The organism is Dactylosporangium thailandense (genome assembly GCF_059739745.1).
Genome location: NZ_AP029195.1, coordinates 3,140,427 through 3,154,014, shown reverse-complemented (window position 1 = coordinate 3,154,014; position 13,588 = coordinate 3,140,427). Strand labels below are relative to the sequence as shown.

The 13,588-nt window shown below is 71.6% G+C and carries 13 protein-coding genes; 7 read left to right on the top strand and 6 right to left on the bottom strand.

The features are described 5' to 3' along the window. Positions 1-292: 292 nt before the first annotated feature. Complete coding sequence (locus AC6JBM_RS14170) at positions 293-2,284, bottom strand: ATP-binding protein (RefSeq protein WP_497984074.1); 1,992 nt, start codon at positions 2,282-2,284, stop codon at positions 293-295. 105 nt (positions 2,285-2,389) lie between these two features. Here AC6JBM_RS14170 and AC6JBM_RS14165 point away from each other — a divergent pair, with 105 nt between their 5' ends. Then, the gene (locus tag AC6JBM_RS14165) at positions 2,390-3,409 is read left to right on the top strand and encodes an NAD-dependent epimerase/dehydratase family protein (protein WP_497984073.1); all 1,020 of its coding nucleotides are present in this window, start codon (positions 2,390-2,392) and stop codon (positions 3,407-3,409) included. Continuing rightward, positions 3,406-4,647, top strand: coding sequence for a guanitoxin biosynthesis pre-guanitoxin forming N-methyltransferase GntF (gene gntF / locus AC6JBM_RS14160; protein ID WP_497984072.1), 1,242 nt, complete (start codon positions 3,406-3,408; stop codon positions 4,645-4,647). Before AC6JBM_RS14165 ends, gntF begins: the two co-directional genes overlap by 4 nt. Positions 4,648-4,687: 40 nt before the next feature. Here gntF and AC6JBM_RS14155 read toward each other — a convergent pair whose 3' ends face one another. Beyond that, positions 4,688-4,999 carry a hypothetical protein gene (locus AC6JBM_RS14155; RefSeq protein WP_497984071.1) on the bottom strand — a complete coding sequence of 104 codons (312 nt, stop codon included), beginning with the start codon at positions 4,997-4,999 and terminating at the stop codon, positions 4,688-4,690. A 314-nt stretch (positions 5,000-5,313) separates the two neighbouring features. On the opposite strand from AC6JBM_RS14155, the gene AC6JBM_RS14150 reads away from it, so the two are divergent. Both AC6JBM_RS14150 and AC6JBM_RS14145 read left to right on the top strand, forming a co-directional pair. Further along, on the top strand, positions 5,314-5,706 hold the full coding sequence (locus tag AC6JBM_RS14150; protein WP_497984070.1) for a hypothetical protein: 393 nt from the start codon (positions 5,314-5,316) through the stop codon (positions 5,704-5,706). A gap of 24 nt (positions 5,707-5,730) precedes the next feature. Continuing rightward, a complete protein-coding gene (locus AC6JBM_RS14145) occupies positions 5,731-6,204 on the top strand; it encodes a hypothetical protein (protein WP_497984069.1) in 474 nt (157 codons plus the stop codon). A gap of 314 nt (positions 6,205-6,518) precedes the next feature. Here AC6JBM_RS14145 and AC6JBM_RS14140 read toward each other — a convergent pair whose 3' ends face one another. The 3 genes from AC6JBM_RS14140 to AC6JBM_RS14130 form a co-directional block, all read right to left on the bottom strand. Next, the gene (locus AC6JBM_RS14140) at positions 6,519-6,890 is read right to left on the bottom strand and encodes a hypothetical protein (RefSeq protein ID WP_497984068.1); all 372 of its coding nucleotides are present in this window, start codon (positions 6,888-6,890) and stop codon (positions 6,519-6,521) included. A gap of 306 nt (positions 6,891-7,196) precedes the next feature. Next, positions 7,197-8,225 (bottom strand): sensor histidine kinase, encoded by a 1,029-nt coding sequence (locus AC6JBM_RS14135; protein ID WP_497984067.1) that lies wholly within the window; start codon positions 8,223-8,225, stop codon positions 7,197-7,199. Continuing rightward, entirely contained in the window at positions 8,222-8,887 is a 666-nt protein-coding gene (locus tag AC6JBM_RS14130) for a response regulator transcription factor (RefSeq protein WP_497984066.1), read from the bottom strand. The genes AC6JBM_RS14135 and AC6JBM_RS14130 overlap by 4 nt, the downstream gene beginning before the upstream one ends. A gap of 86 nt (positions 8,888-8,973) precedes the next feature. On the opposite strand from AC6JBM_RS14130, the gene AC6JBM_RS14125 reads away from it, so the two are divergent. Together AC6JBM_RS14125 and AC6JBM_RS14120 are read left to right on the top strand one after the other, a co-directional pair. Next, positions 8,974-10,350: an ABC transporter permease gene (locus tag AC6JBM_RS14125; protein WP_497984065.1), complete on the top strand. Its 1,377-nt coding sequence runs from the start codon at positions 8,974-8,976 to the stop codon at positions 10,348-10,350. Then, the gene (locus AC6JBM_RS14120; RefSeq protein ID WP_497984064.1) at positions 10,347-11,003 is read left to right on the top strand and encodes an ABC transporter ATP-binding protein; all 657 of its coding nucleotides are present in this window, start codon (positions 10,347-10,349) and stop codon (positions 11,001-11,003) included. Before AC6JBM_RS14125 ends, AC6JBM_RS14120 begins: the two co-directional genes overlap by 4 nt. A gap of 32 nt (positions 11,004-11,035) precedes the next feature. Here AC6JBM_RS14120 and AC6JBM_RS14115 read toward each other — a convergent pair whose 3' ends face one another. Continuing rightward, positions 11,036-12,682, bottom strand: coding sequence for an MFS transporter (locus AC6JBM_RS14115; protein ID WP_497984063.1), 1,647 nt, complete (start codon positions 12,680-12,682; stop codon positions 11,036-11,038). Between the two features lie 270 nt (positions 12,683-12,952). On the opposite strand from AC6JBM_RS14115, the gene AC6JBM_RS14110 reads away from it, so the two are divergent. Continuing rightward, positions 12,953-13,549 carry a helix-turn-helix domain-containing protein gene (locus AC6JBM_RS14110; RefSeq protein ID WP_497984062.1) on the top strand — a complete coding sequence of 199 codons (597 nt, stop codon included), beginning with the start codon at positions 12,953-12,955 and terminating at the stop codon, positions 13,547-13,549. Positions 13,550-13,588: the final 39 nt, after the last annotated feature.

Below are 13,588 nucleotides of genomic sequence, written 5' to 3'. Positions count from 1 at the left end.
TAACCCCTCACACATCACCGCCGGCATGCCTTTTGCTCGGATCACCGAATTGCTGGAAACTATCGAAACCCGACGGCCTGATCGAGCGGCAATGCTGCGGCCGGAGGCTCTGGTCACTGGTGCCGCGCCGGCGTATGCCTTGCGTGCTCGCGCGTTGTGTCGACAGCGTGGCGGATGTCGGCCGCGCTCAGCGCCCGCTCCGTGCGCTGGGCGAGCAACCGGGCCGCCCCGATGCTGCCGATGAGCAGAGGTTGCGATCTCACGTCCGGAGGCGGAGGTCGTGCCGGCACGCCTAACCGGTGCGCCCCCCGCCGACCTCGATCGCCCACAGGATGTCGGTCAGGTGTTCGACGGCCTTGGCCAGATGTCGACGATACGTGCTCAACGGCAGGTCGAGCACCTCCGCCGCCGCCTCCTGCGTAGGAGCCGGCCGCACATAGGTGCGGTGGAGGACCGCCTGGAGTTGCTGACCCTTCGGAAGGTTGCCGAGCTGGGCGACGGCGTCCTCGATCGTTGCGCGCAATTGGGTGGCGTCCGCGGCGAGGGTGGAGCCGATCAGCGGGTTGGCCGCGAGCTGCTCGGGACGGTGCAGGGATTGCAAGGCGGCACGGACGGAAGCGTCGAAGCGGCCGCGGTTCAGTGGCGGTGGGCGCAGCAGCGCGGCCGGGGCCGGGCCGGTGCCGCCCGTGTGGCCGCGTTCGTACATCAGGTCCAGCCAGGCGCCAACCGGCAGGCGGCGCCAGTCGATGCCGAACGCGACGTGGGGCAGGCCGCCGACCTCGACGCGGACCAGGGGCGCGAAGGCGATGTAGTCGAACTTCGGCGCCCAGAACGCGTCGTCGACCACGACCACGAATGACCAGGCCAGTGGGCGGGTGAGCCATTCGATGATGCTGGACACCGGGCCGGCCACCACCATGTACGGGTCGCGCTGGTGTTCGCGGACCCCGGCGGCGAAGCGGCTGATCAGCACGTGCTCACCGGGGCGGATCGGGCCCTCCCGCGCGACGTGGTCGAGCACGGCGCGGACGACAGGGTCGCGGTCCTCCAGCGGGGAGCCGTTCGGGCACAGGACGTGGTGGGCGAAGCCGGCGACGCGATCGCCGGTGCGCACCACGGACAGCCGCTCGGGCTGCTCGGACAGCCAGGCGCGGGCGAGCTCGGCGCTGGCCGGCCCCTCGAACCGTTCGATGGTGGCGCATACCTGGTCGTGCTCGTCGGCTCGGGCCGGTACCACTGCCGCCGAACCCTGTGCCCGCAGCGCCGCGATCACGCCGCCGAACGGGCCGTGGCGGTGGATGAAGAGGAGCTGGTGCGCCTCGGGCTGCCGGTGCTGGCCGCCGGCGGCGCGCAGGGCGGCGACCGCGTGGTCGAAGACGAGGCGCTCATGGGTGCGGTACTGCTCGGGGACGCGGCGCCGGAACTCGGCGTTGAGCACGTCGCGGGCCAGGTCGTGGACGGCCAGTCCGCCGGGGCCGCTGGTGACGAACGGGAGCCGGGCGAGCCACTGCCACACCGCGGGGGCGTCGGCGCCGACCGTCCGGGCGAGCAGGTCCTCGGTGGTCGACCACGCGATCGCGCAGGTGGCCAGGCCGGTCAGCTGGGGCTGGGTCGGGACGTCGCCGACGAACGACTGCAGCAGGGTCGAGATCAGGTCCGGCGCGTCGGCGAGGGTGTCGGGCACCTGCCCGCGGGCCGCGAGGTCGGCCAGCAGCGCCATGGTCAGCGGGTGCCCGGCGCCGAGCGCGGCCAGGTGGGGCCGCACGGACGCCTCGACGCCGGCGTGGGCCAGCAGCCGCGCGGTCTCGTCGGGGCCGAAGAGGTCGAGACGGTACACCGTCATCACCTCGCGCCATCCGGCGTCGCAGCGCCACGGCGCGGCCGGCGGCTCACGGCCGGCCAGGACGACCACGGTGTCGGCGCTCAGGCTCGGCACGCACTGCTCGCGCAGCCACCCGTCGATCGGGGTGAGCTGCTCGTAGCCGTCCACGAGCAGGACCGCGCCGGCGGGAAGGGGCCACCCGACGGCCGCTCGCAGCCCGTCCGGGGAGGGATCGACATCGCGCCCGTCGACCTGGATCACGGTCCGGCCGGCCGCGCGCGCCCGGGCGCCCAGCTCCGCCAGCAGCGTGGTCTTGCCGATGCCGCCCTGGCCGTGGACGAACAGCACGCGCCGCGGCGAACGCCCGCCGACGGCGGCGTCGAACCCCGCGAGCTCGGCCCGGCGTCCCACGAACCGTTGCCGCCGGGCGGTCTCGAGCACGTCGCCGAGAGACGTCGACACGTCGTCACCTCCACCTGCACTCTCCACCGCCGCGGTGCGGTTTGGACAGCGATTGACAACTGTCCGACCTGGCAACTGAGCACCACCCCGCCCGATCCTCACGGCATGAGGATCCTTGTCACCGGGGGTACCGGTTTCGTCGGCTCGCACAGCGTGGCGGCGCTCGTCGCCGCGGGCCACGACGTCCGGCTCCTCGTCCGCTCGCCCGGCCGCGTCGGCCCGGCCCTGGAACCGCTCGGTGTGCGCGCGACGGTGGATCACCTGGTCGGCGATGTCACCGACCCCGGCTCGGTCGCACGCGCGCTGCGCGGCTGCGACGCGGTCCTGCACGCCGCCGCCGTGTACGACCTGGACGCCCGCGCCCGGCCGGCGATCGCGCGGACGAACGTCGCCGGCGCGGAAACGGTGCTGCGGGCCGCCGTCGAGGCCGGCTGCGACCCGGTCGTGCACGTCTCCAGCACCGCCGCGCTGCTGCGGCGGCGGGCCACCGTCACCCCGGACTCCGCGCTGTCGGGCACACCGGGGACGTACATCCAATCGAAGGCCGCGTCCGAGGCCGTCGCCCGCGGGCTGCAGGACGCCGGCGCGCCGGTGGTGATCGTGCAACCCGGCGCCGCCCTCGGCCCGGACGACCCGCACTGCGGCGACCAGGCCCGCCGGCTGCGGGACATCCTGCGCGGGCGGTACCCGGTGTGGCCCGGCGGCGGCCTCCACGTCGTCGATGTCCGCGATGTCGCCGCCGTGCACGCCGCCGTCCTCACGAGCCGATCCAAGCCGCGCCGCTACCTGGTCCCCGGCCACTTCGTCGACGGCGACACCATGTTCGCCACCTTGCGCGCGCTGACCGGCCGCCGTCTGCCGTCCCTCGTCGTCCCGGCCGCCGCCATGCTGCCGCTGAGCTGGACCATGTCCGCCCTCCAGCGCGTGACCCCGTTCCATCTTCCGGCCGACCATGAAGGGGTCGTCTTCATCGGTACCGCGACCCGCTGCGACGACTCCCGCACCCGCGACGAGCTCGGCATCGAGCCGCACCCGCTGGTCGAGACGTACGGCGACACGATCCGCTGGCTGCACCGCACGGGACGGCTCACCGACCGCGAGGCCGGCACCGCGGTGTCCCGATGAGCGGATGGACGGCCAGCATCGCCGCGACCGCGGTGTCGAGCTACGCGCTGGACGCCTGGGCGGCGGCGGCCGGCGTCGCCCTGGTCGCGTCGGGTCTGCTCGCCGACGTCGCTCAGCCCTGGGCGGTGACCCTGCTCGTGGGCACCTATGTGGCCTGGGGGCTCGGACTGCGCACCAACCTGCGGGCGAACTGGTCCCTGCTGGCGAGCACCAGGACGAGTACCAATGTCATCTCCAAGGCCGCCCACGACCTCACCCGGCGCATCACGACCAACGCCCGCGCACCGCGGCTGGCGGCGGCGATCGGCTACGCCGGCACACAGGTCGCGGCGGAGGTGCCCTACTACGCGGGCGCGTTCGGCACCGCCGCGCTCAGCGACACGGTCGGCACCGACGACGCCGTGGTCTTCCTCGCGGGCGCGAACCTCGCCGCCGGGCTGTACGAATACGGCCTCGCCCGCCTCACACGCGCCTTCCTCGGCCGCCGCCGGTACGCGTCCTTCGAGGCCGACTGGGTGCCGGCGCAGTACCTGACCGGCTATTACCGGACCGTGGAGCCGGACGAGGTCGCCACCATCGCCTTCTTCGTCGCCGCGATCCGCCACGCCGAACGCGACCGCCCGGTGCTGTTCTTCGGCATCGGCCCCACCCTCCACCACGTGTTCGCCGCGGCCGAGATCGCCTCGGAGATCCACCTGGGCGACTACCTCCCGGCCAACCTGACCGAGATCCGGCGCTGGATCGATCGCGACCCCGGCGCCCACGACTGGCGCCCGTTCGTCCGCTACACCCTGCAGTGCGAGGGCATCGCGCACCCGTCCGACGAGGAGCTCGCCGCACGAGAAGAGCTGACCAGAAGCAAAATCACGGATTTGGTACTCGTAGATGCCCGCCATCCCCGCCCGCTCGACCGCGCGTACGCCACCGTGATCAGCCCCTACTGCGCGGACTCCGCCACGGGCGACCGGGCCACCTGGCAGTTGTTCATGCGCCACATCACCGGCCTGGTCGAGCCCGGGGGCCTGTTCGTCACGGCCGCCCTGCGACGATGCCGCGGCTACACCGTGGCGGGCAAGACCTTCCCCGGCGCCGACATCGACGAACACGACATCCACGCGGTGCTCCAGCCCGAGTTCGCCCCGTTCGACGGCACGATCGAGGTCCGCCAGACGGGCCAGGACACCGCCCACGGCTACTCGGCGATCGTGCTCTGCCGGGCCCGCCGACCGCCTGCTTGAGCAGGGGTGTCCGGCCACGGCCGGTGGGACGCCGCGATCGTCAGACGCTGGGCCGGCTGCGGTACCGCCGCGGCGTCCAGCGGTGACCCAGCCCGGCGAGCAGGACGCCGATGATGACGGCGATGCTGCCGAGCTGGGCGAGGCCGGTGACGGCGGCGCCGGTGACCGGCAGGGGGCCGGTGGTGACGGCGGCGGGCACGACCGTGACGGCGGCGGTGAGGTACCGCACCGTGTTGTCGGGCGCGAGCCCGGCCGCGACGAGGGTGTGGCTGCCGGGGTCGAGGCCGGCGGGGACGGTGACGGTGGCGCTGAACGCGCCGGTGCCGTCGGTCGTGACGGTGCCGACCGTCACCGGCGTGGAGTAGATGGCGACGGTGATCGCGGTGTTGGGCTTGTACCCGGATCCGGTGATCGTGATCGTCTGGCCGGGCTGCGGGGTGGTGTCGGTGGCGCCGGTCAGGGCACCGTCGGGCGCTGGCGGCGCGGTGGCCGGCAGCGTGACGGGGGGCCGGGGCCTGCAGCACGGCGAAGCCGGCGGTGGCCTGCGGCGCGGCGGCGTAGTTCGCGTTGCCGGGCTGGTCGGCCGTGATGGTGCAGGTGCCGACCGTCAGCAGGGTGGCCTGGGCGCCGGACACGGTGCGGACCGCCGGGGTGGTGCTGGCGTAGGTGATCGGCAGCCCGGACGAGGCGGTCGCGGCCAGCGTGACCGGGCCCTCGTTGACGGCGGTGGCGTTCGGTGCGGTGAACGCGATCGTCTGGCTGCCCTGGGTGACCTGGAAGCTCACCGTCACCTGCGGTGCGGCGGCCCAGTCGGCGTCGCCGGCCTGGTCGGCGGTCAGCGTGCAGGTGCCGACGTGCACGAGCGCGACCGTACCGCCGCTGACCGTGCACACGCCCAACGTGGTGCTGGCGACGGTGACGGTCAGGCCGGACGTCGCGGTCGGGGCCACCGTCACCGTGCTGGCGGACAGCGCTTTGGCCGACGGCTGGCCGAAGGTGATCGTCTGGGCGTCCTTGGTGACCTCGAACGCGTCGGTCTCCGTCTGCGCCGGGTCGTAGGTGCCGTCGCCGGCCTGGTCCGCGGTGACCGTGCAGGTGCCCAGCGAGATCAGGGTGACCGTGGCGCCGGAGACCGTGCAGACCCCGGTGCTGCTGCTGCCGAACGTCACCGTCAGCCCGGACGACGCGGTCGCGACCAGGGTGACCGTATTGGCTGACAGCGGGGTGTCCGGCGTCGGCGTGAACGTGATCGTCTGGCTGGTGCCCTCGATGACGAACGGCTTGCGCGCCTCGAGGCCGGCGCGGCCGGCCGCGTTGGCCGCGCTCCTCGCGCGCCCGTCGGTCGCCGGCCGTCCGGAGGGCGCGGCGCTGGCCGCCGTGGTGGTCTTGGGCGACGCCGTCGCGGTACGGCCGCTCGCGCTGGGCGATGCCGTGGCCGCACGACCGCTCGCGCTGGGCGATGCCGCGGCCGCACGGCCGCTCGCGCTGGGACGCGGCGACGGCTTCCGCTTGCCGTGCGTGCCGGTGCCATCGGCCGCCTTACCGCCGCGCCGGTGACAGGCCGGGGTGCGCGTGCCTGGCCCGGTACCGCGGTTCGCACCGGTCGAAGCGGTGCCTACCGAAGGCAGTGGCACTTCCGAAGCGCAGCATGTCGCATCCCCCGTGACACCGGCATCAGCGCGCAGTGCGCCGATGCTCTACGGCGCAACGTAGACGCAGGAACCGCTCACGAGGGCCGAACCACACAATCCGCAACTCTTGCCTCACATTGTGTGAGAGGTGGCGCATGCAAAGACGTCTCTGCGGCACGCGCTCGGCGAGCACCCGGGAGCCGCCCCGCTGAACGCGCGGGGCGGCTCGGCGCGGTGGGGTCAGCCGCAGTTGGCGGTGAACTGATACCAGGTGTAGCCGCTCGTGCCCGGGGTGAAGATCGGGCCGACGTGGTACGTCGTGGGCGTGGTGCCGTTGCAGAAGTAGGTCAGGGAGCCGGTGCTCGACGCGACGAAGCCCCACGGGTAGCCGGACGCGCCGTTGTAGCGCTCCAGGACCAGGTAGGCGCTGGCCGACGCACCGGGGCAGGCGTTGGTCGTGGTCACCCGGATCGCGGTGCTGTCGATCGAGTACGAGTAGTTGAAGCCGTAGCAGGAGTCGGCCGGGCCGGCGGCGGCCGGCTGGGCGGGCGACACCGCGGGCACGAGGGCGGCGGTGGCGATGGCGGTCGCGGCGATGGCGCGAAGCTTCATGGGTCAACCATTCGTGCGCTCGGAACTCGGAACGAGCATGACCGGGCCCGGGTGGGTCGACCCTGTGATCGACAGGGATCGTCCGTGGTAAATCTGGTGCGATGATCGTAGCTTCGGCCTCAGGATCGCGCAATAACGCGACGAGTTGACGAAATTACCTACGGTTTGCCGGTCGCGGGCGGCAGTACGTGGCCAGCCCGGACGCCTTCGCCGCCGCGGTGACGCGAGCGTGACCAGCCCGTCGACGAAACCGCCGCCATCGAGGAACGAGACCGCCTCCTCGATGGCGGCGCACGTCCGGTCGTGTCAGACCGGGCCGTCGCGGAAGGTGACGATGATGGCGAGGCCGCCGGTAGGGTTGGCGGTGGCGGTAAGGGTGGCCCGGTGGGCGTCGGCGACGGCGCGGACGATGGCGAGCCCGAGCCCGTGGCCGCCCCGGATGCGGCCGGCCCCGCGGTAGAACGGCTCGAAGAGCTGGTCCACGTTGGACACCACAGGGCCGGTGTTGGTGATCGCCAGCGTCTCGTCGCGCAGGGTGACCTCGATCCGCCCACGGCTGTCGTTGTGACGCACGGCGTTGTCGATGAGGTTGGCGACCAGGCGGCGTAGCAGGACGGGGTCTCCGTCCACTGAGACCGGTTCGAGCTGGACGGCCATGCCGGAGCGGGTCTCGTCGGCGACGATGGCGGTGAGGTCGACGACTTCGGGGGCGAGCGGCGCGTGGGTGGCGTTGGCCAGGGTGAGCAGCGCTTCCGTGGTGTCGATGCTGCGCTGGTTGGCGGCAAGCAGCTGCTCGACGAGCGTGGAGACGTCGTGGGCGGCCGGATTGGCCTGCGCGACCTGCAGCAGGGTGCGTGAACTGGCGAGCGGGGTGCGCAGTTCGTGGGCGGCGTTGGCGGCGAAGCGCTGGTGGGCTTGGAACTCGGCCTCCAGCCGGGCCAGCATGCCGTCGAGGGTGTCGGCCAGCCGTTTGAGCTCGTCATCGGGTCCGGACAGCGCGATGCGTTCGTGCAGGGTGCCGGTCCTGGCCGCGTTCGCGGCCGCGGTGATCCGGCTCAACGGGCTGAGTATCCGGCCCGCGATGATCCAGGCGGCGATCAGGCCGAAGGCGGTGACGACGACGAACCCGCCGACGCAGGCCCAGAGCAGCACGTCGAGGAAGTTGGACCGGGAGACCTCGACGGCCCGGAAGCCTTCGGTGTCCGGCGGGTCGACGGGAAACACCCTGTAGGGCGGGACGATCCGTACCACCAGGTACACCATGGCGAGCAGCAGGGCCGCGGCCAGGGACAGAAACGCCCCGTAGATCAGGGTCAGACGGGCTCGGACGGTCACTGCGGCGCCCGCAGGTAGTAGCCGGCCCCGATGCTGGTGTGCAGGACGCCCGGCTGACCCAGTTTGCGGCGCAGGGTCGAGATGGTGATGCGGACGGCGTTGGTGAACGGGTCGGCGTGCTCGTCCCACGCCTTCTCCAGCAGCTGCTCGGCGCTCACGACGCCCCCGTCGGCCTGCACGAGCAGGAGCAGGACGGCGAACTCCTTGCGGGTCAGGTCGAGATAGTGCCCGGCCCGGTAGGCGTGCCTGCGATGCGGATCGACGGTGACGTCAGCGTACTGAAGGATGGGCGGAAGCGCCGGGGTGAGCCGGCGCCCGAGCGCACGCAACCGGGCGACCAGTTCGGGGAAGTCGAAGGGTTTCACCAGGTAGTCGTCGGCGCCGAGGGACAGGCCGGTCACCTTTTCGCGCAGTGTCCCGGAGGCGGTGAGCATGAGCACCCGGCACTGCGGATGGTCGGCGGCGATGCGCCGGCACACCTCGTCACCGTGGATGACCGGCAGGTCCCGGTCGAGCACGACCACGTCATAGTCGTTGACTCCGAGCCGGTCGAGCGCCTCACGACCGTCGGCGGCGACGTCGGCGGCCATCGCCTCGTGGCGCAGCCCGGTCTGGATCGCCCGCGCCATCATCGGCTCGTCCTCCACGATCAACACCCGCACGCCGCCAGTTCAGCACAACTGGCTTATGGCGGGCATATGGAATCCACCAGACGCCTGCCGTAAGCCGGCCTCGCCAGGGTGGGGTCATGAGCTTTGTCAAGAGGGCGGGCCTGAGCCTGGTCGCCCGCAAGGGCCGAACCCTGATCATGCTGGCGTTGCTCGCCGTGATCTGCACGCTGGTGCTCGGCGGTTTCCTTGTGCGGCGGGCCGCCGGCGCCGCGGCCGACGGTGCCAAGCAGCAGGTCGGTACGGAAGCGACCCTGCAATGGGACATGGAGAAGGCGTTCGCGCAGGGTGGCGGCGGGCCGGTGCTGCCGGACAACGCGCGGCTGAGCACCGTCGCGGCGGACAAGCTGGGCCGGTCCGGCCTGGTCAGCGGCTACAACTACACGCTGGAGGGCGGAACGGTACCGGTGGGTGCCAAACCGGTAGCCGCCGCGCCGCCACCGGCCGGGCTGCCGGACCAGATGCGCGACGACGGGATGCTGCCGCTGCTCGGGGTGCTCGACTCCGAACAGTTGCGAGACTTCCGCGACGGTCACTTCACGATGCTGTCGGGCCGTGGCATCAGCGCCCGGGATCGGGACCGGGACGTGGTCCTGGTCGAGGAGCGGTTCGCCGCCGCCAACGCCCTGAACGTCGGCGGCAGGATCACCCTGACCTCCGCCGACGGCAAGAACCCGCGGGAGTTCGAGGTCGCCGGAATCTACCGCGACCCTGCGCAGTCGCCCAGGTCGTGGGTCTCGCCGCAGATGGAACCGGGCAACAGGCTCATCGTTGCGCTCGATGCGATCGGCCGCCTCAGCCCGGACGAACGGCTCGACGGAGGCATGCGGATCAACGAGGCGAAGTACCTGCTGAAGGATCCGTCGACGCTGGAGGAGTTTCGCGGGCAGGCGCGGGCCGCCGGGCTGGACATGAACGTCTTCGCGCTCGATGTCAACGACAAGCAGTACCGCCAGCTGGTGGGTCCGATCCAGAACGTCGCCTCGTTCGCCACCGGCACGGTGTGGATGGTCGGGCTGGCCGGAGCCGCCGTGCTCAGCTTGCTCATCGCACTCTGGACCCGGGAGCGCCGCCGCGAACTCGGCATCCTGCTCGCCATCGGGGAGCGGCGCTGGCAGTTGATCGCTCAGCAGATCGTCGAGGTCACCGCCGTCGCCGTGCTGGCGCTCGGCTTCGCCGCCGCGGCCGCCCAGGCGATCTCGCCCGCGGTGGCGAACTCGCTGGTGGGCAGAGAGGCCGCCGCGGTGCCCAGTTCGGCCCCGCTCGCGCCCGGCCGCACCGGCCCCGATCAGACACCGGCCCTCGCCCCCATCGACCACCTGAACATCGAGCTCCAGTCCGGCGACCTCATGAGGATCAGCCTCGTCGGACTCGGCATCGCACTGGCCGCCGTGGCCGTCCCGACCGGCCGGATCGTCCGCATGCAACCCCGCGCCATCCTCACGAAGGGCGAATGATGGTCCTGGAAATCGACTCGGTCAGCCACGCCTACCTGGGCCGGCGCAAACCGAAGTGGGTCCTGAAGAAGGCGAGCCACACCTTCGAGGCCGGAACGTTCACCAGCATCCTCGGCCCGTCCGGCAGCGGGAAAACGACGCTGCTCAGCCTCGCCAGCGGCCTGGACACGCCTACCGAAGGAGCGGTCCTCTACCGTGGTCAGGACCTGCGCGACATTGGCCTCTCCCGCTATCGGCGACGCCATGCCGCCACGGTCTTCCAGTCGTACAACCTGCTGACCTACATGACAGGCATCCAGAACGTCCGGGCGGCGATGGAGATCACCGGAATCCGTGGCGGCCGTACACGAGCCCTGGAGTGGCTGGAGCGGGTGGGCATACCCGCCGAAGAGGCGCGTCGCAACGTGCTGCAACTCAGCGGCGGCCAGCAGCAACGGGTCGCCATAGCCCGCGCGCTGGCATGTGACGTCGACATCCTGCTGGCCGACGAGCCGACCGGCAACCTCGATACCGACACCGCCGAGCAGATCATCGAGATCTTCCGGGAGCTGGCCCACCAGCGCGGCACCTGCGTGATCGTCGTTACCCACTCCCACCACCTCGCCAAGCAGTCCGACCAGATCCTGACCCTCGCGAAAGGGCGGATCGCCTGAACGGCCGGCCCGGCCCGGCCATTGGCGTCTTGTCAACCGTGCCGGGCTTCGACGCCGACCTCGGCGGGCGAGTCGACATCCACCTCGGTGGGTGAGTCGCTGGTCGTACGCCTCTGCGGTCCGCGGACCAGGACGACGACCAGCAGGACGGCCATGACGCCGACACCGACCCACATGCCCTGCCGCCAGCCGTCGACGAAGGACTCCTTTGCGGCGCTCACCAGCGCCGCAGCCTGGGGGCCGGCCGTGTCGGCCACCGCGAGGGCGTTGGACACACCTTCGCGGGCGGTCTCCGCGGTGCCGGCAGGGATCCCCTCGAGGCGAGGGCCGATCGCTGTGCGGTACCCCGCCGACAGGACCGCGCCCAGCAGTGCCACGCCGAGCGCGGTGCCGAACTCGCGCGTGACGTCGTTGAGCGCGGACGCCACGCCCTGCTGCGAACGAGGCAGCGACGAGGTGATGGCCTCGGTGGAGGGCGTCATCGCCAGACCCATGCCCAGCCCCATCGCGACGATGCCCGGCAGCACCGACAGGTAGCCGCCCTCGACGGACACCAACCCGGCCATCAGCGCCAGCCCCACCGCGCCCAGCGCGATACCGAGCGCCATCGTCGCGCGAGCGCCGACACCAGCGGCGATCTTGGGCGCGAGCCAGGAGGTGAGCATCATGAGCATCGCCATCGGCAGGATCGCGACGGTGGCCAGCAACCCGGACCAGCCCAGCACCGCCTGAAGGTACGGATAGAGCACGACCGCGACACCGGCCTGCACCCCGAAGACCGCCAGCAACGTCACCGAGCCGCTGGCCAGCCCACGCTGCCGGAACAGGCTGACATCCAGCAGCGGGCCTTCCCGCCGCAACTGCCCGGCCACGAACACCACGGCACCGAGGACCCCGACGATCAGGCTCACCAGCGTGACCGGGTCGGTCCATCCCCGTTCGGGACCCTCGTGCAGCACGAGGATCAGCCCGACCACCGTGACGATGGACGTGAACGCACCAAACGTGTCGAACGGGTGCGTGGACGTCTCCCGGGAGTCCGGGATCGACCGCACCGCCACCACGACCGCCGCGAGGACGAGGACCACCGGCAGGACGAACAACCACCGCCAGCTCGCGACATCGACCAGCAACGCCGACAGGAACATGCCGAGCAGCCCACCGGCACCGGCGACCCCGGTCCACACCCCGATGGCCTGCGAGCGAGCCTCCGCCGGGAAACTCGACGTGATGACCGCCAGGGTCACCGGCATGATCATCGCCGCGCCGACCCCGGCGAGCACCCGCGAGGCCAGCAGGATCCCCGACGACCCGGCCAAACCCCCGGCGGCACTGGCGATCCCGAAGATGACCAGACCGGCCAACAGCACCGGTTTGCGGCCCCACCGGTCGCCAACCGCACCCAGCGGCAGCAGCAGTGCGGCGAGGGCGATGGTGTAGATGTTGATGACCCACAACACGGTGCTCTGCGAGATGCCGAACTCGACGGCGATGTCCGGCTGAGCCACGTTCAGCCCCGACACCGAGGCGATGACCGCCATCAGTGCCAGGCACACGCCGAGCATGACCGCGCGTCGCCGCCGCGGATCGTCGATCGTAGCCGCACCGGCGCCGGCCGGCTGCGGCAAGGAGTTATTGCTCACGGTTGTCCTTCGAGTCGATGCGTAGGGTCGTGGCACAGGCAGGCGCCGGCCACGGCATGGAAGCGTTCAGCGGCGCGTGGCCCGCGCCACGACGTCGTTCAGCACGACCGGCTGCCCGGCCGGCCCCCGGCCAGGTCCCAGTGGTCTTGGCAGTACCGCTCGTCGAGGTCGTGTGTCATCGCCACTCTCCTGGGTGCGCACAGCATCGCCGCATCCCCGGTGTTTCCCAGGTCGCGGGCTGTACCGGAATAGTCGGCCGCACGAGCCGGATCGGCAAGGAACGTTGCCAAATGGCAAAATGGGGGTATGGACGAGGACTTCGATCGCACGCTCGACGCCGTGGGGCCGCGGCTCAAACGCCTGCGCATGCGCACCGACATGACGCTCAGCTCCCTGGCAGCACGGACCGGCATCTCCGTGAGCACGCTGTCACGGCTCGAGGCCGGCCTGCGTCGCCCCACGCTCGAACAACTGCTACCTCTCGCCCGAGCACACGGCGTCACCCTCGACGAACTCGTCGACGCCCCTCCGACCGGAGACCCACGCATCCACCTGCGCCCGGTCGCCTGCACGGACGGGTCGGTCATCATCCCGCTCACCCGCCGCCCGGGCGGCATTCAGGCATATAAGTTCGTGCTTCCCGCCAGCAGCGGAGACACCCCACCCCAGCTGCGGACCCACGAAGGCCACGACTGGGTCTACGTCCTCAACGGCACACTGCGCCTCATACTGGGCGAACACGACCTGCTGCTCCGCGCCGGCGAGGCGGCCGAGTTCGACACCCGCACGCCGCACTGGTTCGGCGCCACCGAATCCGGCCCCCTCGAGTTCCTCAGCCTCGTCGGCCGGCAAGGCGAACGCGCACACGTCCGCGCCGCACCAAGAACAGACTCCCCCGAGTGAGCGTCGGACGATCTGACAGTCCTCAGCCGGAGCGCCGCC